This is a genomic window from Candidatus Chloroploca asiatica (genome assembly GCF_002532075.1).
Taxonomy (GTDB): Bacteria; Chloroflexota; Chloroflexia; order Chloroflexales; family Chloroflexaceae; genus Chloroploca; species Chloroploca asiatica.
Window position 1 is genome coordinate 49,016 of record NZ_LYXE01000110.1, and the last position, 26,352, is coordinate 75,367.

Sequence of the window (26,352 nt, forward strand, 5' to 3'; positions counted from 1 at the left end):
CTCATGGCCGTGCATGGCACGGCCATGAGCGCGGTGCTTCGGCCCTCCGGTCGTCGTGGGCGTAACACGCCCCGCTGAGGCGGGGCAGCCGCAGAATCCCCAAAGGCTACAACATCCCCTTCAACTCTTCGGCAGCTTTGCGGTTCATCCCCGGCACAGCCGCCAGCTCTTCGACACTGGCCTTACGGATGCCATCAAGCGAGCCAAACGCTTTGATCAGGGCTTTTTTACGTTTGGGGCCAATGCCAGGGATCGTATCGAGCGATGAACTGAGGCTTGCTTTGCTGCGCACTTTGCGATGGTAGGTGATCGCAAACCGGTGCGCCTCTTCATCAATGCGCTGCACCAGGCCAAGCACAGGGCTATTGCGCTCAAGCACAATCACCTCGGGCTGATGAGGAAGCACCAGATCAAACCGATTGCGGTCAGGGCCTTTGGCGACACCGGCAAGCGGGATGCGGTCAAAGCCGAGCCCCTTGAGCGCATCAAGGGCCGCATTGACCTGGCCGCGCCCTCCATCAACCAGCAGCAGGTCGGGAAGATCCGCCCATTTCGCCAAGGCTTCGTCGCGCTCGGCATCGCTGGCCCCGGGTGAGGCTACACTGTCTGCAGCATCATCGGGGTCGCCTGCGCCGGTGCGCGCTCCCCCAAAAAGATCAGCCTGAACAAGCTGAACTTCGTCGGTGGTCGCAGACTCTTCGCTGGAGAGCGCTTCGGCGGCACGCTTGAAGCGACGCACCAGCACCTCGTGCAACGAGGCAACATCATTGGCCCCGACCACCGTCTTGATCTTGAAACGCCGATAGGCCGACGGGCGCGGCTCGCCGCGTTCAAAGACGACCATGCTCGCAACCGAGTGCTGGCCCTGCGTGTTCGAGATATCGTAGCACTCGATGCGCTGGGGCAGTGCCGCAAGATCGAGCAGATCACGTAACGCACTGAGGCCAGCCACCGCCCGCTGTTCGCTATTAAGCCACTGCTGGCGCACCTCTTCGAGCTTCTGGTGGGCATTTGTGGCCGCCAGTTCGATCAACTGCTTCTTTTCACCGCGACGCGGCACACTCAACTCGACCCGATGACCCGCCTTCTGCTCGAGCCACGACGCAATGATCATCGGCTCTTCGATATGATCGGCGAGCAGCAGGGTCGGCGGCACGTTGGGCGCGTGATCATAAAACTGCGTAATAAACGACGCAAGCAAATCGGCATCAGTCTCGTCGTCGGTACCCTGCAGCGTGAAGGGCTCGGCATTGACCAGTTTGCCGCCACGAATAAAGAGCACCTGCACAACGGCGCTGCCATCTTCACGGGCAAAAGCAATGACATCCTGGTCTTCATCCACCGTACGCAGCACCTGCTGGCGCTCCGAAATCTTCTCAATCGCCTGCAACCGATCACGCACATAGGCCGCCCGCTCAAACTCCAGCGCATCGCTGGCTTGCTCCATCTGGCGACGTAGATCGCGCACAACCTGATCAGTCTTGCCTTCAAGAAAACGGCAGACCGCCTCGATCGTAGCGCGATATTCGGCCTCAGTGACGAGACCAGGCACACACGGGCCAAGACAGCGTTTCATCTGGTGGTAGAGACAGGGGCGGCCCAGCTTGCGATAGTGCTTGAACTTATCATCCTTGCACTCGAAGGAAGGGCGAAAAGCAAAGAGCCGATTGAGCAGATCGAGCGTCTTGCGCACCGAGCCAGCGCTTGCATAGGGGCCAAAATAGCGCGCCCCATCATCAGCCACCCGCCGCGTCGAAAAGACCCGCGGCCAGGTATCTTGCAGCGTCACCTTGATATAGGGATAGGACTTATCGTCCTTTAGCAGAATATTGTAACGCGGGCGATGCTGCTTGATCAGATTCATTTCAAGGAGCAACGCCTCAAGCTCACTCTGCGTCACAATGATCTCGAAATCGGCGATATGGCTGACCATCCGCCGTGTTTTGGCACTCAACCCACGGGGTGCCCCAAAATAAGATCGCATCCGATCACGGAGCCGTTTGCTTTTGCCGACATAGATCAACTGGCCCTGGGCATCCTTCCAGAGATAGACCCCGGGGGTGTCGGGCACCAGGCGCAGGCGCTCATCAAAGGCGACTGGATCAGCAATGGCAGTAGATGAAAAGTCTGGCATATGATCTATTGTACCGCAGCTTTTCACCGAGTTGTCATCTATTTCGAGTATACTTACAACAGAGCCTTTTATGGGGATTGGGGCTACAGACCCCAGGAATCTCGTTTGTCCTGACGAAAACGGCCAGCGAAGCAGGCCGTTTTCGCCAGCACAAACATAGGTTGTAGAGCCTCAGCCCTGAATATACAGCACATGGGGCCGCATGCCCCAGGAAAACGATGACACATACTGCACAAAAACCCCGCCATAAGGGGCGTCGCTTTGACCCGAGCCCGGGCAAGATCCGCTATTCACGTCGCTGGATCGGCGCAACAGTCGCGGGGGGCGTGCTCACCACCGCCGCGCTAGCAACCGGTCACCTGAAAACCACCGCCTTGCTGGGAAGCATCGGCGCAACAAGTCTGGCGTATGCTACCTTGTACGAGCCGCGCAGCCCGCAGCTTGAACGCATCACCCTGAACCTACCCAGACTTCCCTTGGCGCTTGACGGCCTCCGGATCGGTCAGATCAGCGACATGCACCTGGGCCTACGGTATACGACCGAAAATAGCCGCTGGGCCGTCCACCAGATGGCCGCCGAAGAGCCTGATCTGCTCGTCTTTACCGGTGATTTCGTGAGCTACGAACACGCCATTGCCGAACTCCCGTTTGTGCTCGAGGGCTTGCCCAGGGCACCCCTGGGCCGTTTCGCGGTGCCTGGCAACCATGACTACTGGGAAGGCGTGCCCGAGATCAAACAGACCCTGACCAATCTCGACATCGAAATATTGATCAACGAGCATCGTCCGGTTACAATCGGGAAAGAGACCCTGGTTGTGGCCGGGCTTGATGATATGTGGGACGGCGTGCCCGATATCGAGGCTACCCTGCAACACGCCCCTGGCGCAAGCGTACGGCTCCTCCTGGCGCACTGTCCCGACGCGCTTGATTACATCAGTGGGCACGGGATCGATGTCCAGCTTTCGGGACACACGCATGGGGGGCATATGTGTCTGCCAGGCTTAGGCTCATTCTGCCTACCCCGCTTTGGTTGGCACTATGCAAGCGGCCATTTTCACGTCAACGAGACGCAACTCTATGTCAGTCGCGGGCTAGGCGGGCTCCCTTTACGGCTCGGTTGCCCGCCCGAGGCCACGATCTTCACGCTCCAACGAGGGAGCGGATAAACACGTCATTCGAGGAACCAAGCTATGTCACTATCTCCAGACGAACTTCAGAATGAACTGACACGCCTCCAGCATCTTGTCGACCGACGAGACGCCGTTCTCTCGGCGATGGCCGAAGTATCACGCCTGCTCTCACTTCACCTTGATCCGCTTGAAGAGGCCCCTCGGATGCTAGAATTGATTGGGCGCGCCCTCGAAGTGAGCCGTGCCTATATCTTTGTCAACGGTGAAAACGAGGCTGGCGAACGCACCATAAGCCAGTGCGCCGAGTGGTCAGCCCCAGGTTTCCCCCCGCAGATTGACAACCCCGATCTGCAAGACATGCCTTACGAAGCTGCTGGGTATAGCCGATGGGAAACCCTGTTGAGCCAGAATCAACTCTTGTACGGCATTGTGGCCGATTTTCCCGTTGATGAACATGAACTCCTGGTCAAGCAAGATATCCAATCCTTGATCGTGGCCCCGATCTTTGTCCACGACACCTGGTGGGGCTTTATGGGCTTCGATGATTGCACAACCAGCCATATCTGGGAACCAGTCGAAGCCGAAACCTTGCGGAGCCTCGCGGTCATGTTTGGCGTCGCGCTGCACAACCAGCAGATCCAGCAACAGATCCTCAACAGCCAGCACGAGATGCTGCGTGAACTCTCAACCCCGTTGCTCCCGATTGCCGACGAAATTATGGTTCTGCCACTGATCGGCACCATTGACCGTCAGCGGGCCGCCCAGGTCATGGAGACCCTGCTCGAAGGGGTAGCGCGCTACCAGGCGACCCTGGTCATTGTTGACATCACCGGGGTCGCCATGGTCGACACCCAAGTCGCACAGACCCTGATCCAGGCAGCGCGGGCCGTGAAACTGCTCGGGGCGCGCGTCATGCTCACCGGTATTAAACCACAGATTGCCCAAACCCTGGTGCATCTTGATGTTGATCTCAGTGACATCGATATGCAGGGCAGCTTGAAGAGCGGCATTGCCGCCGCGCTGCAAACCATGCAAAAGGGCTAATGTCGCAAGAAAGCCAGCAAGAATGACTACAACTTTTGCTCCTATGGCCGCTCTTTCGCCCCTCGATGGGCGTTATCGTCGTGATCTGGCCGAATTGGCTGGGTATTTCAGTGAGGCGGCCCTCTTTCGCTATCGGGTACGCGTTGAAGTTGAGTATCTGATCTTTCTTTCCCGGGCCCAGGGGATCGCCTTTGTCCCCGCCCTCGACTCGCACCAACAGGCACGCTTACGTGCCCTCTATCGCGAGTTCACCGACGAGTCTGCCGAAGCCATTGCCGCATGGGATCGCAAGGTCAACCACGATGTCAAAGCCGTCGAGTACTGGCTGCGTGAACAACTTGAAAGCTTCGGGTTGACGCATGTGCAGGAGGCTGTCCACTTTGCGCTGACGTCTGAGGATGTCAATAATCTGGCCTATAGCCTGTTGGTGCGGGATGCCCGTGATATGGTGATGGGGCCAGCGGTGGGGCGGATCATCGAGCGCCTGCGCCATCTGGCTGATACCGAGGCAACGACCGCGATGCTCGCCCGCACTCACGGGCAGGCCGCAACGCCAACGACGTTCGGGAAAGAGATTAATGTCTTTTTTATGCGTCTGCGGCGTGCGAGCAATGCATGCAAAGAGATCAAACTGACCGGCAAGCTCAATGGTGCGACCGGTACCTTTGCGGCCCAGGTTGCCGCCTTGCCTGAGGTCGATTGGCTCAAGTTTTCCAAAGCCTTCGTACGTTCGCTCGACCTTGAACCGGTGCTCCTGACCACCCAAATCGAACCGCACGATACGCTCGCGATGCTCTGCGATGCACTCAAACACACCAATATCATCATGCTCGATCTGTGTCAGGATATGTGGCGCTATATCAGTGATGGCTACCTCGCCCAGGCCCTGCAAGCCGGTGAGGTCGGGTCATCAACCATGCCGCATAAGGTCAATCCCATCGATTTTGAAAATGCCGAAGGCAACTTTGGCATTGCGAATGCCCTCCTCGAACACTTTAGCCGGAAACTGCCCATCTCGCGCCTGCAACGTGATCTTTCCGACAGTACGGTGCTGCGCAACCTCGGAGTCGCGTTTGGCTATAGCCTCCTCGGCTATCAGCGCACTCTGCGTGGCCTGCATAAGATTGCCGTGCGCCACGAGACCATGCAGGCTGACTTGATGGCTCACCCCGAGGTGCTCGCCGAGGCTGTCCAGACAATCCTTCGCCGTGAGAACTATCCTGAACCGTACGAAGCCCTCAAAGCTCTGACCCGCGGGCGGCCCCTCAGCCTGGAACTGCTCCGCGAGTTTGTGGCCAGCCTGACGGTGCGCGAAGAGGTCAAGGCCGAACTACTGGCCCTTAGCCCCGAGCGCTATACCGGCCTTGCCAATCGCCTCGCGCTGCTCCGCGATGAACAGGCTTTCGGTGGGTGGTGAGGGGTGCGGAGTCCCAATAGCCCGATTGCGCTAGTCGCCCGCACTCCTGGTACTAAGCCATTCCCCTCCTTGTGGGCTATTCACAGCATGGCCTGCCGTAGCGTACAATAGCAATGCGGTACAGAGATAGGTCTGGGAATGGGGAAGGTGCCGCACCAGGCGTCAGGGGCCGCCTTTCATTCCCTAGCCAATAAGATTGACACCGCAAGCGCAGTCTGTCGTATTAGAATACGATGGGCTGTGCTTTTATGTTAAAGCTTTCCTTCTGATTACACCATTGTCAGGTAGCTTTTTCAGCATTAGAAAGCCCTAGAACAGGCATGGTATAGTCAAAAAAGGGGTTCAAGGCATTACAATGCGACATGGGGCTTGACAAGTGCGGTATACTGCGTCCCGAAGGGCAAAAATCGTACGTCCGTAGAATACGTGGAAACTATCATTGCTAGACCTAAGGAGGACTGCACCGATGCAGAAGACTGATTTTATCAAGGCCGTCGCCGAAAAAGCCGGGGTGTCGCAGAAGGAGACGAAGCTGGTCATTGACTCGGCGCTCGATGTGATCACCGAGCAACTCGCCAAAGGCGAAAAGGTGACGTTGACAGGGTTCGGAACCTTTGAAGTTCGTCACCGTCAGCAGCGTGAAGGCGTCAATCCACAGACACGTGAGAAGATCACGATCCCTGAAACCAAAACGCCCGGCTTTAGCGCCAGCAGTACGCTGAAAGAGGCCGTCAAGGGCGAATCAGCATAGGGCGGTACGCCTCTTCCAGGCAGCGCAGTGAGGTCGCGTTGTGGCTCCAGTAGCTCCGGCACTTGTCGCCATCGAGGGGTTGCCAATGCTGGCAGCCCCCCTCCAGCATGAGCTACAGCGACACAAAGAGGCCCTCAAGACAACGCTCGCCCATACCCACGAGCGGGGCAGGCTACGCGCACGGCTTGAACAGTATCTCGATGGTTCGCCAGGTGGCCTGATCCTCGTGGAAGGACCACCTGGCAGCGGTGTCAGTACCCTGCTGGCCCAACTCGCGGTACGTCGCCCCCTACCTCTCTGGCGGGCCGATGTGGCGGGTGCGCATAGTCTGCATCTGCTCTATGCGCAGTTGGTGGCGTGCTATCGCCCAAGCTTGCCGCTCGTTGATCCAAGCGTCACGACCGATCCCGCTGCGTTCGAACGCCTGCTCGCCGATCTCGTGCGGTGCAACCCTCACCACCCGGTGGTTCTGGCCTTCGATGAGCTTACACCGCCCGGCCAACCTCGCTATCCTGGCCCGTTACCCTTGCTCATCGATCTTCCCCCGGGCGTGACCATCCTGCTTGGTTGTAGCCCGGGGACTGTCCCGCCCTGGCGCCCGATTGCACGCTTGTGCCTACCTGGTGATGATCCTGACTCGACCCTGGTGCAGGCCCAGACCCTGCGGGCCACAGGCTGCCCTTCAAGCTGGATCGGCCCCTTGCTGCTCGCCGCCCAGGGCAATTTCCTCTATCTTCGGCTGGCCGTTGCCATGTTGCAAACAAAAGAGCTCGCCCTTCAGACCTTGCCGCAGGGCCTGGAGGCCCTGTTGCGGCACTGGTGGGCGGGGCTCGCGCCAGCCGAGCGTCAGTTGGCGCTGTTGCTGGCCGCCGCCGATGCACCGGTGCCACCGAGCCTCGCCGCACTCGTGCTCAAGCATAATCCCATCCCGCTGCTTGCCAGGTGGCAACAAAGCAAGCTACTTACGCTTTCATGCGAGGCGCGGGTCGGGCTTGATGTCAATGGCCCCCCCCTGCCACCGGTGCGCACTGTCCGTTTTGTTCATCGGGCGATCCCTACCCTGATTGCCCACATCGCCCCGACCGAAGTCGCCCACATGCATCAGAGCCTGGCTGAGTTTGCGGTACAACGCAACGTCACCGTTCCCCGCCACCATCAGTCAGGGCACCAGTCCGTCCGTCACGATGAACCAACCGGGCCATATCTGCGCCAGGCGTATGCACGACATGCCGCCCTGGCATCAGCAACCATTCCCTCTGGGCAACGACAAGTGCCCACCGTGAGATCTAGACCAGCCAGTGCCCCTCCACCAGCGGCAAGCCAGCATGAGTTCAGGCTTGAGCCAGACCAGGCCTGGGTAAGCACCCACGAACGTAACGGCACCCTCTGGTATGCGTATGATGAAGTGCGCTGGTGGTTGCGGATGCTGGTCGAAACGAATACCCACCAGACAGACGAGTTGGGATCGCTAGGCGACCTGATCAGCACGGCATTGCGTACGGGAACCTTAGCCAGCCGCGTACGCACACTGGATCCGGCCATGACCGCTGAAGCGTTTGTGCAAGCGATCGGGCACAGCGGGCGGGAGGTAGCCCTCAAACAGGTCATGGAACACGTCGAACGGCTTCCCGATGGGTTCCAAAAAGCTGTCATCTTGCGGCGTCTCGGCGAGATCTGTTACACCAACCGGATGCGTCCAACCGCGATGCGCTTGCTCTCGCGGGCTCTCGATCTCGAAGCCAATCCCTTTTCACGCACCTGGCACGAGAGCCGCGCAACGCTGCATATGGCCCTTGCCCAGGCAGCCCTACGGCTCGGTGACGTGGAAGCGACGCTGGCAATTACCGAACGGATTGAACACCTCGAGCGGCGGGCCATGGTCGAGACCGAGGTCGTGCGCCATCTGGTAACCCTCGGAGCCTGGGACGAGGCACGCCTTCTGGCCTGTGGCATGATGCACGAAACAATGGGCGCCTGGGCGCGCGCCGAAGTCGGGGTCGCCCTGGTACGGGCTGGTCACCCCGATGGAAAACGTTTGATCGACACAAGCACCCTCGCAACGGTTGTTGCCTGGGCCGAAATCGAACTCGCATGCAGCGAAGCCGAGCACAATGAAGCCGCCGCCCGTCAACGGATCGCCCGCCTCACCACGCAAAGCCAACGCGACCGCGGGCTCGCCGCGCTCGCACGCACCCTGGCCGCGCTTGGCAATGATGGGGCTGCGCTCAGTGCCGCCGAAAGCATCGTTGGCGTCGAGACACGGATTGCGGCCCTCATCGAACTGCGCCTCACCCTGAACGGTCTGGTCGCCATGCTCGCCCTGGAACAGGCAACCCGCGCAATCGATGCGGTGAATGAGGCCGAACGCGCCCCACTGCTCGTAGCGCTCGCCGCCGCCCTCGCCACCTTGGGGCGTACCGAACGCGCGCTCGCGCTCGCTGACACCTTGCCCCCAGGCGAAGAACGCCATCGGGCCATGGCAAAAGTCGCCGTTGCACTGGTTCAGACCGGCGCATATGAAGCCGCCTATCGCCTCATGGAAAAGGTCGAGGACGTAGATGAGCAGGCCTGGGTCTACACTGAATGGGCCCGTCATCTGGGGCTTGCCGGGCACTGGGACGAAGCCATGGCCCTGTGCCAACGCATCCCCGACCCAGCCCAACAGGCCCATGCCCTTGCCAACCTGAGCATCGAACAGGCCCGGAATGACGATCCACGCCTGGCCATGCAAAAAGCGCTGACCATCACCTCGTCCGTCGAGCGTACCCGTGCCCTGATCGTGATGGCACCGCACCTGATCGCCGCTGGAGCCAACGACGAGGCGCTTGCCCTTGCCAACGAGCCATCGGTGCTGTCACCTGGCGAAGATCGCGCCCGCTACCTGGCCGCCATTGGGATAGCCCAGGCCGAACAGGGCCACACGATCAACGCTGCCACGGTCATCGCCTCAATCCGGCGACCAGCCGAGCGCGCCCGTGCGTCTGCCGCGCTGATCTATGCCCTCGCCGACGAACATCCCAGGCTGGCCCGATCCATCCTCGCCAGTATTCTGCGCACATCAGCCTATGGGCGCGAGGCCATCCTGCGCACCCTCGAAGTAACGGCCCCCGCCCTGGCGCGCCTGGGGGGGGCCGCATTACTCATCGCAACGGCCGCTGCCGCCGATGAATGTGATCAGTGGTAAAGAGCTCGCTCACGGCGAGACAACCGCACCACTTCAGGTAGAGCCCGCTGCGGCGGTACAACCATAGCAGTGTGCCCCGGTACGGATCACCCGTCCGGCAAGATCCTCAGGCGTAAGCGCCAAAATCGTCTGCGGCAGGGCCATGTCCAGCATCTGATTGAAGTCACAATCGTAGAGGCGCCCATCCCACCCGACTGACAGGATCGTCTTGCACATCAGCCCTTCAACTGTGCTCGGATTAAAGTTATTGACCAACAATTCCATGTACGTGTGCAACTCACCTGTGGCGAGCAGATGCTCAAGATAGCGGCTGATGGGCATATTGGTGAGCGTATAGAGCCGGGTAAACTGGATGTCATAGCGTTGCAACAACTCACGCCGCCACTCATCCTCAATCGACGCCTGGGGAAGCGGCAACTCGGGGCCAAGCGGATTGACAATCAAATTGAGTTGCAAGGCAGGATCACGGCCATAGCCACGCGCATTGAACTCTTGCAAGGCTGCGATGGACTGCGCAAAGACCCCATCGCCACGCTGCGCATCGGTGCCCTCGATCGCATAGTGGGGCAACGACGCAATCACCTCTACCTGGTGTTCAGCGAGAAAGGCCGGCAGATAGGCATAATTCGGCAAGCGTGTGATCGTCAAATTGCACCGATCAATCACATGCCTCCCCATCGCCCGCGCTCGCCGCACCATCTGATCAAAAGCCGGATGCAATTCAGGAGCCCCACCGGTAATATCAAGCGTCGGGATCGCGGCCCGCTCCAAAAACGCAAGACATGCCTCAACAACCTCAGGAGGCATCACCTCGGTGCGATCAGGGCCGGCATCAACGTGGCAATGGTGACAGGTCTGGTTGCAGCGGCGTCCAACATTGATCTGCAGAACCTCGACCTGCGGTGCTGCACGCAAGGTTGGCAGATCCGCCTCGGCGAGCCTCATACTAAAGCGTGGAACGGGGACTTGGGCCAGTACCCGGCGCTGCGCCTCAGGTGATGCGAGCGTATGCTTGCGTCGCTGCAAAGTTGGGATCAGGCTGATTTTCTCAAGCATAGGCGGTGCCTCCTCATTGTTTGATTGATGAGTCTATTGTACTACGTTCCCACCCAGGACCCTGCAGGGCGATTGCATCTTCCGTGCATGCACGCACCCCACCGGGGCACCCGCAAGGGGTGCCCCTACAGGGACGGGAGCCGGGCCCTGTAGGGGCACCCCTTGCGGGTGCCTCGTTGTTGCCGGGTGCCGCCGTTTGCGCCGCTGGTTGCATGCACATGCTGCCACAGAGAGTGTATTTTTTATCCGGTTTCGTATGATGCAATCGCCCCTGAAGGACCCTGCAGCAAGGCTAGCAAAATCAACGAAAAAAGGGTATACTCGTACTGAAATGTACCATCAGCCTTGATCGGGGCGATCAGGGGCTACAGCCTCCAAGCATCTCGTGCGTGCTGGCAGCGACGAACAGCAAAACGGGGCGTTGCTACCAACACGCGCATAGATTTTAGGGTAGCAACCCTAAAATAGAGCACTATGACAACGATTCATCCAACCGCTGATGTATCATCAGCAGCGATCATCGGTGACAAAACACGGATCTGGGCCCATGTGCAGATCCGTGAAGGGGCACGGATTGGCGCGAACTGTATCATTGGTCGCAACAGTTATGTCGACTCTCATGTTCACATCGGCGATAACGTCAAGATCCAGAATAATGCATCGCTCTATCATGGGCTCACGGTCGAAGATGGTGTCTTCATCGGGCCGCATGTCGTCTTTACCAATGATAAATTGCCGCGAGCGATCAATGCTGATGGCAGCCTGAAGAGTGCCGCCGACTGGCAGGTTGGGCAGACGCGCCTCTGTTATGGGGCTGCGCTTGGGGCGCATAGTGTGGTTGTCACCGGCGTCACCATTGGGCGGTGGGCCATGATTGGCTCGGGCACCACCGTCACGAAGGATGTGCCTGATCACGCCCTGGTCGTAGGCAACCCTGGCCGTATAATTGGCTGGGTGAGTGCCAATGGCGTACGCTGCGCAACCCAGGCCGAGGCCCAGGCCCTGACGGAGCAAGAGATAACCGCAGGATAGCCCCAAAACCACCGCTTGATAACAAGGCACGGCCCTGCTTCAAACAATGTGGCAAGGCGCCTGCCCTATTGGGGTAACAGGCAAACCTGCGAGTGAGGGCGTCCCGCCCGCGCTCCTAGGGGAAGAGGGAAAACATACCAAGTAGTTAACAATTGACAGATCAGAATGTCACCGATTTGTCATATTGATCTTTGTATGCACCTGATAGGATAGGTACAAAGACATAATTGGGACATGCTCATGCCCGCATCAGACTCCACTGGTCATAATCCTCGAAACAAGCTCATGCTCAATCCACTACGCTCACTCGCCACACACAGCCAAGGAGGTATGTTGTGCTAGGTATCGGTGTCATCGGCTATGGTTACTGGGGACCAAATCTCGTACGGAATTTTTCACAAGCACAAGGGGCACGGGTCGTCGCGGTGTGCGATCAACGGGCCGAACAACGCGCCAAAGTTGAACGCGTCTATCCAGCGATCAAGACCTATGCCGACGTGGACGAGATGTTGCGTGACCCTGCGGTTGATGCCGTCGCCGTCGCCACCCCCGTCCATACCCATTTCCCGCTCACCCTCAAAATTCTTCAGGCCGGCAAACATGCGTTTGTCGAGAAGCCACTCACGTCAACCGTGGCCGAGGCCGAGCAATTGTTGGAAGAGGCCGAACGACGTGGGTTGACGCTCATGGTCGACCATACGTTCATTTATACGAGCGCTGTGCGCAAGATCAAAGAGTTGCTTACGAATGGATCACTGGGCACACTCTACTATTATGACTCTGTGCGCGTGAATCTCGGCCTTTTCCAGAGCGATGTCAATGTGCTGTGGGATCTGGCCGTTCACGATCTTTCGATTATGGAATATCTGGTGGAACAGGAACCCGTGATGGTCGCCGCAACAGGCATGGCCCACGTGCCAGGGCGTCCCGAGAATATGGCGTATCTGACCTGTTTCTTTGACGATAACTTGATCGCCCACTTCCACGTCAATTGGATGGCCCCGGTGAAGGTTCGTCAGACGCTGATCGGTGGCTCGGAAAAGATGATTGTGTTCGATGATATGGAGCTCAGTGAGAAGATCAAGGTCTATGACAAGGGCATCATCGTCAGCGAAGATGAGGCCGAGATCTATCAGCGCCATGTTGGCTATCGTACCGGCGATATGTGGGCTCCCCGCATTGATAATGTGGAGGCGCTGCAGATCGAGGCGAATCATTTTGTCGAGTGCATTGCCACCAGGCAACGGCCGCTCTCGAGTGGCGAGTCTGGTCTTCGTGTGGTGCGTATCCTTGAGGCCGCTTCACGCTCGATGGCTCAGCACGGTCAGCCGATCAAGTTGTAGCAACAACCATGCGTTGTCCCTGAGGATCAGAAGGAGCTCGTTTTATGATACCGTTTGTTGATCTGAAGGCTCAATATCTTTCAATAAAAGAAGAGGTTGATCAGGCTGTGCTGGGGGTGCTGGCAAGCACGCAGTTTGTGCTGGGCAAAGAGGTCGCCGCCTTCGAGGAGCTCTTCAGTGCCTATACGCAAACGAGCCATACGATTGGCGTGAATAGCGGCACGAGTGCGCTGCACCTCGCGCTGCTCGCCGGTGGCGTTGGCCCTGGCGATGAAGTCATTACGACACCACATACGTTCATTGCGACCGTGTCGGCGATTGACTATGCCCGTGCGACGCCTGTCTTCGTTGATATCGATCCGGTCAGTTTTACGCTTGATCCCGCTTTGCTCGAGGCTGCCATTACGCCGCGGACGAAAGCCTTGCTGCCCGTCCACCTCTATGGGCAACCCGCCGATATGGATCCGATCATAGCGATCGCCCGTAAACACAACTTGCTCGTGATCGAGGATGCCGCCCAGGCGCACGGGGCCGAGTATAAGGGGCAACGCGTTGGATCGATTGGCGATATGGGCTGCTTTAGCTTCTATCCTGGCAAAAACCTCGGGGCCTATGGCGAAGGTGGCGCAGTGACTACGAATAATCCTGAGTTTGCCCGTACCCTGCGTATGCTGCGCGATTGGGGGGCCGAACGCAAGTATTACCACGATCTCAAGGGCTTTAACTATCGCCTCGAAGGCGTGCAAGGGGCTGTGCTCAAGGTCAAGATGAAGTATATCGAGGCCTGGACGGAAGCGCGCCGGGCGGTGGCCGCACGCTATGATGCGCAGTTACCTCCACGCGGCATCGCTACCCCCGCTACGCTGCCGGATCGCCGCCATGTCTACCATGTCTATGCGATCCGTGAGCCGAAACGCGATCAACTCCAGGCTTTTTTGCATGACCACGGTGTGAGCACCGGCATCCATTACCCTATTCCCGTCCATCGCCAACGCGCCTTCGCGGAACTGGGCTACCCCGAGGGGGCTTTCCCGCACGCCGAAGCAGCCGCCCGCGAGGTGCTCTCGCTGCCAATGTACCCCGAATTGACCCACATCCAGCAGGATGTCGTGGTGACAGGCTTGCATATGTGGGCCGATCAGGGATAATTAGTGTGTAAGGAGACAAGATCACGTATGAGTAACCCCCAACCACAGCGCGTACTTGTGACCGGCGGCGCCGGTTTGATTGGTTCGCATATTGTTGACCAGTTGATGGATGGCCGCGACCAGGGCAAGTACGGCGAGATCATTGTCGTTGATAACTTTGTCCGTGGTCGCCTCGAGAATCTGGCCGAGGCCCGCGCCCGTGGCGAGGTCACGCTCGTTGAAGGCGATATTTGTGATCGTGATTTGATGCACCAGGTGATGCAAGGCGTTGATCTCGTCTTTCACCTCGCCGCGATTCGCATTACCCAGTGTGCCGAAGATCCACGCTTGGCCCACGATGTGCTGGCAACCGGGACGTTCAATGTGCTCGAAGCCGCTGTCCAGGCGGGGGTCAAGAAGGTCGTTGCTTCCTCGTCAGCCTCGGTCTATGGTCTCGCTGAGATCTTTCCGACGACCGAACGCCACCATCCCTACAATAATCGCACAATCTATGGGGCGACCAAGGTCTATAATGAGGCGCTGCTGCGCAGTTTCAACGAGATGTATGGCCTACAGTATGTTGCCCTGCGCTATTTCAATGTCTATGGGCCGCGGATGGATATCTATGGGGCCTATACCGAAGTGCTGATCCGCTGGATGGATCGCCTGATCGAGGGCAAGCCGCCTGTGATTTTTGGTGATGGTACCCAGACCATGGATTTTGTCTATGCGCCTGATATTGCCCGCGCCAATATCCTTGCCGCCGAGGCCGATGTCTCTGATGAGGTCTTCAATGTTGCCTCTGGGGTCGAGACAAGTTTGCAGGAACTTGCCGAGACCCTGATGCGTACGATGGGCGTCGATCTGCCGATTGAGTATGGCCCCGAGCGCAAGGTCAATCCGGTGCCCCGCCGCCTCGCCGATATCAGCGCCGCCCGCGAGAAACTGGGTTTCGTGGCTCAGGTCGGGCTTGAAGCAGGGCTGCGCGATCTGGTCGCCTGGTGGAAAAGCCAAAAGAGCGGAGTGATCGCATGACGACCGCAGCGAAGCAGATGACCATCCCGCTCACCCGCCCGCTCGTCGGAGAGGCCGAAGCCGAGGCGTCACGTCGCCCAATTATGTCGGGATGGCTCACCCAGGGTCCCGAGGTGGCGGCGTTCGAACAAGAGTTTGCGGCCTATACTGGGGCCACCTACGCGACCGCTGTGTCGAATTGTACGACCGCCCTGCATCTGGCGTTACTGACCCTTGGCGTTGCCCCCGGTGACGAGGTCATTACAGTGAGCCACTCGTATGTGGCAACGGCCAATGTGGTGCGCTATTGCCACGCGACCCCGGTCTTTGTTGATATCGAACCAGCCACGAGCAATCTCGATCCGACGAAGATCGCGGCCGCGATCACACCGCAGACCCGGGCGATCCTCTGCGTTCACCAGATGGGGATGCCCTGCGATCTGGCGGCGATCCTCACGATCGCGCAGGAACACGGGGTACCCGTGATCGAAGATGCCGCCTGCGCCAGTGGCAGCGAGATCCTGTGGCAGGGTAAATGGCAAAAGATTGGCCAGGCCCACGGTGACATTGCATGCTTTTCATTTCACCCGCGGAAGGTGATCACCACCGGCGATGGTGGCATGATCACAACCAATAACCCTGAGTATAACGCGCAGTTTCGTTTGCTCCGACAGCACGGAATGAGCGTGAACGACCGCGTCCGCCACAGTGCCAACCAGGTCATCTTTGAAGAACACGCGGTGATCGGCTACAATTACCGCATGACTGATGTCCAAGCCGCCATTGGGCGCGAACAACTCAAGCGCTTGCCCACGATTGTGGCGGCCCGCCGCCGCCTCGGTGCACGCTATCAGCAGTTGCTCGCCGCCATTCCTGGCCTGACGCTCCCCCACGAACCATCATGGGCACGCACTAATTGGCAGAGTTTCTGGGTGCGCCTGCCTGATCACCTCGACCAGCGCGAAGTGATGCAGGGCATGCTCGACCGTGGGGTGGCGACACGCCGCGGCATTATGTGCGCCCACCGCGAAAAACCGTACCAGCGTGACGACGGCTATGATTTACCCGAGTCTGAGCGTGCCCAGGATCGCAACATCATCTTGCCCATGTATCCACAGATGACGGATGAAGAACAAGAGTATGTCGTCGCAATGCTGACCGAGGTATTGCTGTAAGCAGATTCCTGGCGAATGAACTGAAGACCGGAAAAGGCATCTATGCAACCCAAAGACAAACCTTCAACGGTAGCAGCGACAAGCGACGAGGATCAGGCAACAATCGCATCGCCTGAACACACGCCCTACACCAAGACTCCCGAAGAGCAACCTTCACCCCGCAAGCGCGTCCTGCTCTTTACCAATAGCGTGGCAATGGGCGGGATGGAAGAACACGTCGTTTTGCTGGCCCATCAGCTTGATCGCACCCGCTTTGAGGTCTTTGCGATCTGCCCTAACTGGTCAAAGACGAAAGATCTCACCACCAGGCTGCATCTGGCCGCAGATCATGTCAGTGAGATCTCACCTGATCGACGCTATGGTTGCTGGGCACAGGTGTATGAAGGGTGGCGGATGTTCAAGCAACTGCGCACGTGGTCAATCGACGTGATGCACATGCACTCGACCGGCTACAAGGGTCAGTTGCTGGCGCTAATCCTGGCACGCCTCGCTGGGGTGCAACAGATCTATCTCACCGAACACCTCGCCCCCGACGAGCCACTGCCCCTCCCGATGCGCCTCCTCCGCGATCTCTTCAGCCTCCAGGTTGATGGCATTATCTGTGTGTCGGAAAAAAATTATCGTGCGCGGGGGATGCACCTCTATACGCCCCACGAACGGACGACCGTGGTGGTCAATGGGGTTGATGTTGACAAATTTACTCCGGTGCCCGAAGAGGTTTTGCAGGATCTGCGTAGAGAGTATGATCTGCCCGATCAGGCTCAGATCATCGGGACAGTCGTGCGTTTTGAGCCAGAAAAAGGCTTGCACGACCTATTGGCGGCGTTCCCGACCATCCGCGAGGCATGTCCCAATGCCTATCTGTTGATGGTTGGCGACGGCTCGCTACGTGAAGCGTTGCAACAGCAGGCCCGCGAGCTTGGCGTGGCCGACTATGTGCGTTTCACCGGTTTTCAACCGAATCCGCGGCCCTTTCTCGGGTTGATGGATGTCTTTGTTTTGCCGGTGCCCGTTGGTTCAATGTCGATCGGTCTCCTCGAAGCGATGGCGATGGGGCGTGCGGTGGTGATTACCTTTGGGGGCAAGGGTGAAGCCGTTATCCATGGCGAAAGTGGCTTCTGTGCCGAACCGTGCAATCCTGCCTCGATTGCCCATTTTGTGACCCAAATCCTCCAGAATCCTGCGCTCCAACAGCAACTGAGTGACGCGGCACGCCAACGGGTTGAAACGTCCTTTTCGTCCCAACGCGTCGCAGAGGTACTCGGTGACTTGTATGCGCAAACCATGGTGCGTTGAAGAACCGCAGCAAGCCGCAAGCGCCTTGCCCAACATATGGGCCGAGAAGAAAGCCTTATGTCGATCTTAAATCCAAAACGGGCCGCCGTAAAACTATTTGACACCGCAGGCACCAAACTACTCAGCCCGCCGGCAACGGGGTTTGGGTACTTTGTGAACCATGGCCCCCGCGACCAGCGCAAAGTGGCCTTGACCTTTGATGATGGCCCGAGTCGCCCCTGTACCGAGCAGTTGATCGAAGCGATGGATGCGCTGGAGGTCAAGGGGACGTTCTTTTGTCTCGGGATGAATGTGCGCTACCACCCTGATTTGCTGCTCCAGATGTACCAGGCAGGCCATGTAATCGGCAATCATTCGGGATGGCATAGCCGCAAAACCGGCCTGATGCCCGGTTCGAATATCAGCCATATCACCGCTGGCGAAGAAGCGATCCGCGAAGTGATCGGCGTACGGCCTCGTTTCTATCGCCCGCCCTGGGGCTGGCTAACGCCCTGGGAAGGCAAACGCCTCACAAAAGCAGGGTATACTATTATCGGGTGGGATGTCTACACGCTCGACTGGGTAATCCCCGAAGTTGACGGAATGACACTCGCACATGATGCGTATCACGCTACCCAGCCAGGTTCGATCTTCTGCTTTCACGATGCCAAGCCCTGGGAAAAGATCTGGGAGAAACGCGAGACAACCCGGGCAGTACGCACCCTCGTGCCCATGCTGCGCGATCAGGGCTATGAGTTTGTGACCGTCGCTGAGTTATTAAAGATGCCAGCCTATCGATAAATACCACGAACGTTGATTAATACAAGGAGAACCTATTGTCATTGCGAATCATGCAACCGGTACCCGAAGACTTTTGGTGGAATGTAGCGCGTCAATGTGAATATGCCACGTTTTATCATACCCCCCTCTGGCGAGATATTGCCCTTCAAGCTAACCCCCAAGCTCATCGTGATGAAACCTTTGCTGTCGTTCTTCCCAGTGGCGTTCGTGTCGTCTTTCCCATGATCAGTACGCGACAGCTAGGTTCTTTCCGCTGGCTTCAGGCTACATTTGAAAACTGCTATGGTGGTTTCATTGCTGATGGACCCGTCGAACCACACGAGGCAACTGCGATCTATCAACATATATTTGATTGGAGCACCTACACCTTCTACAATATTGACAACCCACTTGGACCAGCGTTACCTGAAGAAATCCAGGCGCAATGTAGTGATGTGTATAACGAGCCAACGTATCTAGTTGAGCTTGACGCCGATTTTGAGACGGTCTTTGGTCGTTTTCAACGCACACAGCGGAAAGATTACCGACGTGGTCTAAGAAATGGGGTTGCCGTTCGTCTTGCGCAATCCCTTGAAGAATATCGGATCTATTATGGCATTTATCAGGATGCCCTTGATCGTTGGAGTGAAGGCACCCTTGCCAGCTACGAATGGCATCTGTTTGAATTATTCTATCAGTTTAGCCAAAACTATCCAGAAGAGATCAAGCTCTGGGTCTTTACCTTAGAGGAGCAGATTGTTGGCGGCACCTTGATCTTCTATTGGGGAGCAGTAGCGTCAGCCTGGAATGGAACAGCCCATCGAGACTTTCTCAGCTATGATGTCATGCCCGTCGGCGATACCGAAATTATCCGTGATGCAATCAAGCGCGGGTACCGTTACTTTGATTTCAATACCAGTGGAAACAAAGAAGGTGTCCAAACCTACAAGCTACGCTTTGCCCCAACAACAAAGCCGATCCATATGTGGCGTTTCGAGAGTCCTCTTTTACAACCAATGCAACAAATCTACTGGAAAGCGACCGGTAAGCGCTGACTAGTGTTCAAGAGCTACTATCTTTTGGAGACATCCACCAGTCTGTAAAATACGATCAAAAAAGCCTATGGAAACCCCTGAAGAGGAAGTCTTTTTACCCGGATCAAGCCAACCTCAATCCTACAAACTCAGAGAGATCTGGTCGAACGCGAGGGCGCTGCTACGCGCTTCGTGGTATTTGCGCCACGCGACATTTGTCGGGCGACGGGTACGTCTCTGGGGCAAGCCTGCGATCAACAATAGTGGCACACTCATTGTACAGAACCGCGTCCGCCTCGTTTCAACCATTGTCCCTCTGGAATTGTTTATCGGGCATCATGGGCACCTGGAAATTGGCGAGGGCAGCTTTGTCAATTATGGCTGCTCGATTGCGGCAAGTCAGCTCGTGCATATCGGCGCAAACTGCAGCATTGGTTCACATGTGATTATCATGGACAATGATTTTCACCGCCTGGAACCTGAACGCCGTGAGGAGATGCCCCCTTCAGCGCCGATCATTCTCGAAGAAAATGTCTGGATTGGCGTGCGTGCCGTGATCCTGCGCGGTGTAAGGATCGGGGCAGGCAGTGTGATCGGGGCAGGCAGTGTTGTGACGCGTGACATCCCGCCGCGCTCGCTCGCCGCCGGGATGCCAGCCCGCGTCGTTCGGCAGCTCTAACGCTCGCCTACTTGACGCCAAGGCCCAAGGCTACGCATAGAGCGCCATCAAACCTTCGCGCCTCAGCGCCTTGGCGTCAAACAAACCCTCTTCTTGGCATAGAACCATCGCCACAGACATCCCCCCGCTGCTTTGCCCTCATAATAGTTGCGCAAGAAAAGAAATCGCTACCAAAGGTTGTTCTGCTTTTACCTAGTGACGGCAGGCGCAATATATACTGAGTCTATCAGCATGTGACATGAGAAGTTCAGAGAGGAGCCGTTCGAGTTATGGATGAACGCCAAGCACGTGATAGTGCGACCGGCCTTATAGAGCCGATCCCACAGGTGACGATTGATGGCAACGAGGCTGTCGCAAATGTTGCCTATACGCTCAGTGAGGTGATCGCAATCTATCCGATCACGCCATCCACCCCGATGGGTGAGTCAGCTGATGCGTTTGCAGCCGTGAAGCGACCGAATCTCTGGGGAACAGTCCCGACCGTCTATGAGATGCAGTCCGAGGGCGGGGCCGCCGGGGCGCTCCACGGGGCAATGCAGACCGGTGCGCTGACGACGACGTTTACGGCCTCGCAAGGGCTGCTGTTGATGATCCCTAATATGTATAAGATCGCTGGCGAGTTGACCGCCACGGTTTTTCATGTGGCCGCCCGTTCACTGGCCGCCCAGGGGCTTTCGATCTATGGCGACCACGCCGATGTCATGGCAACCCGGGCCACTGGCTGGGCGCTGCTCTCGTCGGGTTCGGTTCAAGAGGCCCAGGATCTCGCGCTCGTGGCCCATGCAGCCACCCTCAAGGCGCGGGTACCCTTTATGCACTTCTTCGATGGGTTCCGTACGTCGCACGAGGTAAATAAGATCACGCCCGTTGATGAGATGATCATTCGGGCCATGATTGACGATGATCTGGTGCGTGCGCACCGTATGCGCGGGCTTTCGCCTGAACATCCGGTATTGCGTGGGACCGCCCAGAACCCTGATGTCTATTTCCAGGCGCGTGAGAGTGTCAATCCGTTTTATGATGTTTGTCCTCGTATTGTCCAGGACGCAATGGATAAGTTCTATGCGTTGACTGGCCGTCGCTACAATCTCTTTGATTATGCCGGTGCCCCCGACGCCGAGCGCGTCATTATTATTATGGGTTCCGGCGGTGAGACCGCTGAAGAGACGGCACGCTATCTGGCAGCACAGGGCGAGAAGGTTGGTGTGCTGCGCGTACGCCTCTATCGGCCGTTTACCGCCGATGCGTTTGTGCATGCGTTGCCCGCTTCGACCCGCGCCATTGCGGTGCTCGATCGTACCAAAGAGCCAGGCAGCACCGGCGAGCCACTCTTCCTTGATGTCGTCTCGGCGGTCTACGCCTTTGGTGGCAGCCATTTCCTTGATGCACAGACGAGCGGGGCCACTGAACAGCGTGAGTTACCAAAGATTATTGGCGGGCGCTACGGGCTTTCCTCGAAAGAATTCACCCCCGGGATGGTCAAGGCCGTCTTTGATGAACTGAGCCAGGCACAGCCTCGTCCGCGGATTACAGTCGGGATCAACGACGATGTCGGTGGCACCAGTCTGACCTATGATCCATCGTTCAATGTCGAGCCATCCGGGACGGTACGCTGTCTCTTCTTTGGCCTCGGGGCCGATGGTACGGTTGGAGCCAATAAGAATAGCATCAAAATCATCGGCGAAGAGACCCCGAATGATGCACAGGGCTATTTTGTCTATGACTCGAAGAAGTCGGGGTCGATCACCACGTCACACTTGCGTTTTGGCCCTCAACCGATCCGTGCACCCTATCTGATTGGCGATGGGCAGGCCCAGTTTGTCGCGTGTCACCAGTTCAATTTCCTTGAACGCATTGATATGCTGCGCTATGCCAGCCCCGATGGCGTGTTGCTCCTCAACAGCCCGTATGCGCCTGATGAGATTTGGGGGCATCTGCCCACCGAGGTGCGTAAGGCGATCCGGCAGAAGGGCCTGCACCTCTGGGTGATTGATGCTATTGCCGTGGCAACCGCGACCGGGATGCGCGGGCGCATCAATACCGTGATGCAAACATGCTTCTTTGCGATCAGTGGGGTGCTGCCCCGCGATGAGGCGATCACTGAAATCAAACGGAGCATCAAGAAGACCTATGGCAAGCGCGGTGATGCGATCATCAAGCAGAACTATATGGCGGTTGACCGCACCCTCGAAAATCTCTACGAGGTGACGATCCCCACTACTGATGACACCGCCAATGGGATGCATCTCAAGCCCCCGGTGCCCGCTAACGCCCCCGCGTTTGTTCGCGACGTACTTGGCCCAATGATTGCCCAGCGCGGCGATGATCTGCCGGTCAGTGCGATGCCGGTTGATGGCACCTATCCAACCGGAACGACCAAATGGGAGAAGCGCAATATTGCGTTGGAAATCCCCGTCTGGGAGCCAGATCTCTGCATCCAGTGCGCCAAGTGTGCCTTTGTCTGCCCCCACGCGGTGATCCGGCCCAAGGTCTATGAGCCTGCCGCCCTCGAGGGTGCGCCCGAGACCTTCAAGAGTACGACGGCGCGCTTTAAGGAATTGCCAGGACAACTCTTTACCCTCCAGGTCGCGCCCGAAGACTGCACCGGTTGTGGCCTCTGTGTCGAAGCATGTCCAGTCAAGGATAAACGCCAGACAGGCCGCAAGGCGATCAATATGACCCTGCAGCCACCGCTGCGCGAGAGTGAAGCAGCCAACTGGGACTTCTTCCTGAACCTACCTGAAGTTGATCGGACGCTGATCCAACTCAATAGCATCAAGAATTCACAGCTGCTCGAGCCGCTCTTTGAGTTCTCGGGGGCCTGTGGTGGCTGTGGCGAGACGCCCTATATCAAACTGGTGAGCCAACTCTATGGCGATCGCTCGGTCATTGCCAATGCCACCGGGTGTTCCTCAATCTATGGCGGCAACCTGCCCACGACACCCTGGACAGCAAACAAACAGGGACGAGGACCGGCCTGGTCCAACTCGCTCTTTGAGGATAACGCCGAATTTGGTCTTGGGATGCGGCTAACGATTGACAAGCAGGCTGAGTATGCCCGTGAATTGTTACCCAGGCTTGCCAATTATATCAACCCTGATCTGATCAAAGATCTGCTCGCCGCAGATCAGCAGACTGATGCCGGCATCAACGTCCAGCGCGAACGCATTGCACTGCTCAATCAACAGATCGATGCAGCCCTGGCAGGCAATGTCGGCAGCGATGCGTCGCTGCTCAAGGATCTGCGATCACTCTCGGATCTCCTGGCCCGCCGCAGTGTCTGGATCATCGGTGGTGACGGATGGGCCTACGACATTGGCTATGGTGGGGTTGACCATGTGCTCGCCTCGGGCCGCAACATCAATATCCTCGTGCTCGATACCGAGGTCTATTCCAACACAGGTGGCCAGGCAAGCAAGTCAACGCCCCTCGGCGCGGTCGCCAAGTTCGCGGCCAGCGGCAAAGCCACTCCCAAGAAGGATCTTGGCCTGATTGCAATGGCCTATGGCAATGTCTACGTCGCCCGGATCGCGATGGGCTATGACGATGTGCAGACCCTGCGGGCCATCCAAGAAGCCGAAGCATATGACGGACCATCGCTCGTCATCGCCTACAGCCACTGCATTGCGCACGGCATTGATATGCGCCGTGGTCTTGAACAACAAAAACTGGCGGTACAATCAGGGATGTGGACCCTCTACCGCTACAATCCGCTGCTGGCGATGGCGGGCAAGAATCCGCTGATTATCGACTCGAAGCCCCCCTCGATCAGCCCCGAGAAATATATCGCCGGCGAGGGACGCTTCCAGATCCTGGTACGCAGCGATCAAGAACGCGCCGATTATCTGATCGGCGAAGCCCAACGGACGAATGCCGAGCATTACCATCGCCTGCTTCAGATGATGTCCAAGGAAGAAAGTTGAGCAAACATTCACGCTGTGTGGAGGCGTTACCGCCTCCACACAGCGTGAATGTTTATGTGTAACCAGATTGTGTATGATATAACATGCAGTGTCTACAAACCTCTGAACCAGGAGCACCCCATGGTCGATCTGACCACTAGCTATCTCGGCCTCCCGCTACGCACGCCACTGGTGGCTTCGGCCTCACCTATTTCCCAGCGGGTTGATAAGGTAAAGCGGCTGGAAGAGGCGGGCCTCGCAGCGATTGTGATGTACTCGCTCTTTGAAGAGCAGATCATCCATCAAAGCCTCGAAATCGACTACCTATTGAGCCACGGTGCCGATAGCTTTGCCGAGGCGCTCTCTTATCTACCTGATACCGGGCGCTACAGTATCGGCCCAGAACGATACATCGAGCAACTGCACAAGTTGAAGAAGTCGGTTGATATTCCCGTCATCGGCAGTCTCAACGGTGTTTCGCCAGGCGGCTGGGTTCACTATGCCCAGTTGATGCAAGAGGCTGGTGCCGATGCGGTTGAACTCAATATTTACTATATTCCCACGGATCCCGCGATTACCAGTGCCGATCTTGAGCAGACGTATGTCGATCTCGTGCGGGCCGTGCGGGCCGAAATTACGATCCCGCTCGCCGTCAAGTTGAGCCCCCAATTCACCGCCCTGCCCAATCTCGCGATGCGGCTGGCTGACGCGGGAGCGAATGGCCTTGTCCTGTTTAATCGGTTCTATCAGGCCGACTTTGATCTCGAGAATCTCAATGTCGTCCCATCGCTCACCCTCAGCACGCCTGACGAAGTGCGGCTGCCGCTGCGTGAAGTCGCTATCCTCTACGGGCGCGTGCCCGTTGATTTTGCGATCACGAGTGGCATCCACTCGGCTTCAGAAGTGCTCAAAGCAATGATGGCGGGGGCACGGGTCGCCATGATGGCATCAGCACTGCTGGTGGGCAATGCGACAGCGCATGTACGCGATATGCTCCACGACCTGCAGGCCTGGATGGAAGAGCACGAATACGAATCAATTGCCATGATGCAGGGCAGTATGAGCCAGAAAGCCGTCGCCGAACCAGCCGCCTTCGAACGGGCCAACTATATGAAGGTGCTCGGCGCGTACCGCTTCAGCAGTGGCTCATCGGCCCACGCAGCCCTGACTGGCGATATGCTCTATCCGTTCCTCGGTGTCGGCATCGAAAACGACTAAAGCGAAAAACAACGTGGACATGCCAAGAGGCGCGGCAATGCCGCGCCTCTTGGCATGTCCAATGCTCCTACCTATTCGAGCGTCAGCATATAGGCCACAAGCGCCTCAAGCTGATCAGGTCGCAGCGCTCGTTCATAATCAGACGGCATAAGCCCCGGGCTATAACCCGGCGTGACGACGGCATTGGGATTGACCGTTTCACGGTAGAGCCATTCGGCTGCCGTCAGACCCTCGTCATTGTTCGCCGCACGCGTAGCGACCCCCGCAAGACTCGGCCCCAGCGCCGTCGGGCCATCAGGGTCAAGGCTATGACAGCCAATGCACCAGACCCGAAAGAGACGCTCACCCTCTAGAACCGGATCAACCGATGGAGGTTGTGCAGCCCCACACGCAACCAGGCTCACAAGAAAAACGAGCCAGACGATCCCACGACCTAATGACATACAAGACCATTTCCAGGAGGGGCACGGCTGGCCCGTGCCCCCCGGACGGGCACGGGCCAGCCGTGCCCCTACAGCCGCCGTGCCCCCGTACGGGCACGGCGGCGCCGTGCCCCAACACCAGAGATTTCTATTATAATGGATCCTATGAATGAAAAAAACGCACCAACGATCTACGAGCAAATTGGCGGGGCCGATGTTTTACGTCAACTCGTTGAGGCATTTTATACCCGCGTAGAACACGATCCGCGGTTGCGTCCGATGTTTCCCGACGACCTAGAGCCCGGGAAAGAGCATCAATTCCTCTTTCTGATGCAATATTTTGGTGGGCCTGGCGAATATGGGGAACGCCGCGGCCATCCGCGTTTGCGCATGCGGCATGCCCCCTACCCAATCGGCCCGGTTGAACGTAATGCCTGGCTTGAGCATATGCTTGCATCAATTGATGAGGTAGGCATTGACGAACCGGCTCGTTCAGTCATGCGCACCTACTTTGAACAGGCCGCCAACGCCATGATGAATCGCTACGCCCCCGAATGATCAGCACCTTGTCCTGTTGGCAACCGAAAAACTATCCTTAAACATAGGTGCAACTGAATCACCCTGGTTCTACAATA

The 26,352-nt window shown here is 57.7% G+C and carries 20 protein-coding genes; 17 read left to right on the forward strand and 3 right to left on the reverse strand.

From position 1 onward, the window contains the following. Window positions 1-106: 106 nt before the first annotated feature. A complete protein-coding gene (gene uvrC / locus A9Q02_RS14360; RefSeq protein WP_097653774.1) occupies window positions 107-2,134 on the reverse strand; it encodes an excinuclease ABC subunit UvrC in 2,028 nt (675 codons plus the stop codon). Window positions 2,135-2,352: 218 nt separating this feature from the next. Between uvrC and A9Q02_RS14365 the strand changes: the two genes are divergently transcribed. The 5 genes from A9Q02_RS14365 (at window position 2,353) to A9Q02_RS14385 (ending at window position 9,660) form a co-directional block, all read left to right on the forward strand. Further along, complete coding sequence (locus A9Q02_RS14365) at window positions 2,353-3,300, forward strand: metallophosphoesterase (protein WP_097653775.1); 948 nt, start codon at window positions 2,353-2,355, stop codon at window positions 3,298-3,300. A gap of 24 nt (window positions 3,301-3,324) precedes the next feature. Continuing rightward, window positions 3,325-4,308, forward strand: a complete 984-nt coding sequence (locus A9Q02_RS24900; protein WP_097653776.1) for an STAS domain-containing protein — start codon at window positions 3,325-3,327, stop codon at window positions 4,306-4,308. Window positions 4,309-4,330: 22 nt separating this feature from the next. Further along, complete coding sequence (gene purB, locus A9Q02_RS14375) at window positions 4,331-5,725, forward strand: adenylosuccinate lyase (RefSeq protein ID WP_097653777.1); 1,395 nt, start codon at window positions 4,331-4,333, stop codon at window positions 5,723-5,725. Window positions 5,726-6,191: 466 nt separating this feature from the next. Beyond that, a complete protein-coding gene (locus A9Q02_RS14380; RefSeq protein WP_097653778.1) occupies window positions 6,192-6,476 on the forward strand; it encodes an HU family DNA-binding protein in 285 nt (94 codons plus the stop codon). Window positions 6,477-6,516: 40 nt separating this feature from the next. Further along, a complete protein-coding gene (locus tag A9Q02_RS14385) occupies window positions 6,517-9,660 on the forward strand; it encodes an ATP-binding protein (protein ID WP_141508925.1) in 3,144 nt (1,047 codons plus the stop codon). Window positions 9,661-9,693: 33 nt separating this feature from the next. Here A9Q02_RS14385 and arsS read toward each other — a convergent pair whose 3' ends face one another. Next, on the reverse strand, window positions 9,694-10,716 hold the full coding sequence (gene arsS, locus A9Q02_RS14390; RefSeq protein WP_097653780.1) for an arsenosugar biosynthesis radical SAM (seleno)protein ArsS: 1,023 nt from the start codon (window positions 10,714-10,716) through the stop codon (window positions 9,694-9,696). A 474-nt stretch (window positions 10,717-11,190) separates the two neighbouring features. On the opposite strand from arsS, the gene A9Q02_RS14395 reads away from it, so the two are divergent. The 11 genes from A9Q02_RS14395 (at window position 11,191) to A9Q02_RS14445 (ending at window position 25,295) form a co-directional block, all read left to right on the forward strand. Next, complete coding sequence (locus tag A9Q02_RS14395) at window positions 11,191-11,748, forward strand: acyltransferase (RefSeq protein ID WP_097653781.1); 558 nt, start codon at window positions 11,191-11,193, stop codon at window positions 11,746-11,748. A 335-nt stretch (window positions 11,749-12,083) separates the two neighbouring features. Next, window positions 12,084-13,091, forward strand: coding sequence for a Gfo/Idh/MocA family protein (locus A9Q02_RS14400; RefSeq protein WP_097653782.1), 1,008 nt, complete (start codon window positions 12,084-12,086; stop codon window positions 13,089-13,091). A gap of 44 nt (window positions 13,092-13,135) precedes the next feature. Then, window positions 13,136-14,239, forward strand: coding sequence for a DegT/DnrJ/EryC1/StrS family aminotransferase (locus A9Q02_RS14405; protein ID WP_097653783.1), 1,104 nt, complete (start codon window positions 13,136-13,138; stop codon window positions 14,237-14,239). Between the two features lie 27 nt (window positions 14,240-14,266). Next, window positions 14,267-15,253, forward strand: coding sequence for an NAD-dependent epimerase/dehydratase family protein (locus A9Q02_RS14410; protein ID WP_097653784.1), 987 nt, complete (start codon window positions 14,267-14,269; stop codon window positions 15,251-15,253). After that, window positions 15,250-16,407, forward strand: a complete 1,158-nt coding sequence (locus A9Q02_RS14415; RefSeq protein ID WP_097653785.1) for a DegT/DnrJ/EryC1/StrS family aminotransferase — start codon at window positions 15,250-15,252, stop codon at window positions 16,405-16,407. Before A9Q02_RS14410 ends, A9Q02_RS14415 begins: the two co-directional genes overlap by 4 nt. Window positions 16,408-16,449: 42 nt before the next feature. Further along, window positions 16,450-17,703, forward strand: a complete 1,254-nt coding sequence (locus A9Q02_RS14420; RefSeq protein ID WP_097653786.1) for a glycosyltransferase family 4 protein — start codon at window positions 16,450-16,452, stop codon at window positions 17,701-17,703. A gap of 57 nt (window positions 17,704-17,760) precedes the next feature. Beyond that, window positions 17,761-18,483, forward strand: a complete 723-nt coding sequence (locus A9Q02_RS14425; RefSeq protein ID WP_097653787.1) for a polysaccharide deacetylase family protein — start codon at window positions 17,761-17,763, stop codon at window positions 18,481-18,483. Between the two features lie 35 nt (window positions 18,484-18,518). Beyond that, the gene (locus tag A9Q02_RS14430) at window positions 18,519-19,517 is read left to right on the forward strand and encodes a GNAT family N-acetyltransferase (protein WP_141508927.1); all 999 of its coding nucleotides are present in this window, start codon (window positions 18,519-18,521) and stop codon (window positions 19,515-19,517) included. Between the two features lie 67 nt (window positions 19,518-19,584). Continuing rightward, window positions 19,585-20,175 carry an acyltransferase gene (locus A9Q02_RS14435; RefSeq protein WP_097653789.1) on the forward strand — a complete coding sequence of 197 codons (591 nt, stop codon included), beginning with the start codon at window positions 19,585-19,587 and terminating at the stop codon, window positions 20,173-20,175. 269 nt (window positions 20,176-20,444) lie between these two features. Beyond that, on the forward strand, window positions 20,445-24,098 hold the full coding sequence (gene nifJ / locus A9Q02_RS14440) for a pyruvate:ferredoxin (flavodoxin) oxidoreductase (RefSeq protein ID WP_097653790.1): 3,654 nt from the start codon (window positions 20,445-20,447) through the stop codon (window positions 24,096-24,098). A gap of 120 nt (window positions 24,099-24,218) precedes the next feature. Then, the gene (locus A9Q02_RS14445; protein WP_097653791.1) at window positions 24,219-25,295 is read left to right on the forward strand and encodes a dihydroorotate dehydrogenase-like protein; all 1,077 of its coding nucleotides are present in this window, start codon (window positions 24,219-24,221) and stop codon (window positions 25,293-25,295) included. A gap of 71 nt (window positions 25,296-25,366) precedes the next feature. Here A9Q02_RS14445 and A9Q02_RS14450 read toward each other — a convergent pair whose 3' ends face one another. Beyond that, window positions 25,367-25,738, reverse strand: a complete 372-nt coding sequence (locus A9Q02_RS14450) for a c-type cytochrome (RefSeq protein WP_097653792.1) — start codon at window positions 25,736-25,738, stop codon at window positions 25,367-25,369. A 144-nt stretch (window positions 25,739-25,882) separates the two neighbouring features. Between A9Q02_RS14450 and A9Q02_RS14455 the strand changes: the two genes are divergently transcribed. Continuing rightward, window positions 25,883-26,275 carry a globin domain-containing protein gene (locus A9Q02_RS14455; RefSeq protein ID WP_097653793.1) on the forward strand — a complete coding sequence of 131 codons (393 nt, stop codon included), beginning with the start codon at window positions 25,883-25,885 and terminating at the stop codon, window positions 26,273-26,275. Window positions 26,276-26,352 lie beyond the last annotated feature (77 nt).

Coding starts and splice junctions, on each gene's coding strand:
- uvrC (WP_097653774.1), bottom strand. CDS start 2,134: ATGCCAGACTTTTCATCTACTGCCATTGCTGATCCAGTCGCCTTTGAT.
- A9Q02_RS14365 (WP_097653775.1), top strand. CDS start 2,353: ATGACACATACTGCACAAAAACCCCGCCATAAGGGGCGTCGCTTTGAC.
- A9Q02_RS24900 (WP_097653776.1), top strand. CDS start 3,325: ATGTCACTATCTCCAGACGAACTTCAGAATGAACTGACACGCCTCCAG.
- purB (WP_097653777.1), top strand. CDS start 4,331: ATGACTACAACTTTTGCTCCTATGGCCGCTCTTTCGCCCCTCGATGGG.
- A9Q02_RS14380 (WP_097653778.1), top strand. CDS start 6,192: ATGCAGAAGACTGATTTTATCAAGGCCGTCGCCGAAAAAGCCGGGGTG.
- arsS (WP_097653780.1), bottom strand. CDS start 10,716: ATGCTTGAGAAAATCAGCCTGATCCCAACTTTGCAGCGACGCAAGCAT.
- A9Q02_RS14395 (WP_097653781.1), top strand. CDS start 11,191: ATGACAACGATTCATCCAACCGCTGATGTATCATCAGCAGCGATCATC.
- A9Q02_RS14405 (WP_097653783.1), top strand. CDS start 13,136: ATGATACCGTTTGTTGATCTGAAGGCTCAATATCTTTCAATAAAAGAA.
- A9Q02_RS14410 (WP_097653784.1), top strand. CDS start 14,267: ATGAGTAACCCCCAACCACAGCGCGTACTTGTGACCGGCGGCGCCGGT.
- A9Q02_RS14415 (WP_097653785.1), top strand. CDS start 15,250: ATGACGACCGCAGCGAAGCAGATGACCATCCCGCTCACCCGCCCGCTC.
- A9Q02_RS14420 (WP_097653786.1), top strand. CDS start 16,450: ATGCAACCCAAAGACAAACCTTCAACGGTAGCAGCGACAAGCGACGAG.
- A9Q02_RS14425 (WP_097653787.1), top strand. CDS start 17,761: ATGTCGATCTTAAATCCAAAACGGGCCGCCGTAAAACTATTTGACACC.
- A9Q02_RS14435 (WP_097653789.1), top strand. CDS start 19,585: ATGGAAACCCCTGAAGAGGAAGTCTTTTTACCCGGATCAAGCCAACCT.
- nifJ (WP_097653790.1), top strand. CDS start 20,445: ATGGATGAACGCCAAGCACGTGATAGTGCGACCGGCCTTATAGAGCCG.
- A9Q02_RS14445 (WP_097653791.1), top strand. CDS start 24,219: ATGGTCGATCTGACCACTAGCTATCTCGGCCTCCCGCTACGCACGCCA.
- A9Q02_RS14450 (WP_097653792.1), bottom strand. CDS start 25,738: ATGTCATTAGGTCGTGGGATCGTCTGGCTCGTTTTTCTTGTGAGCCTG.
- A9Q02_RS14455 (WP_097653793.1), top strand. CDS start 25,883: ATGAATGAAAAAAACGCACCAACGATCTACGAGCAAATTGGCGGGGCC.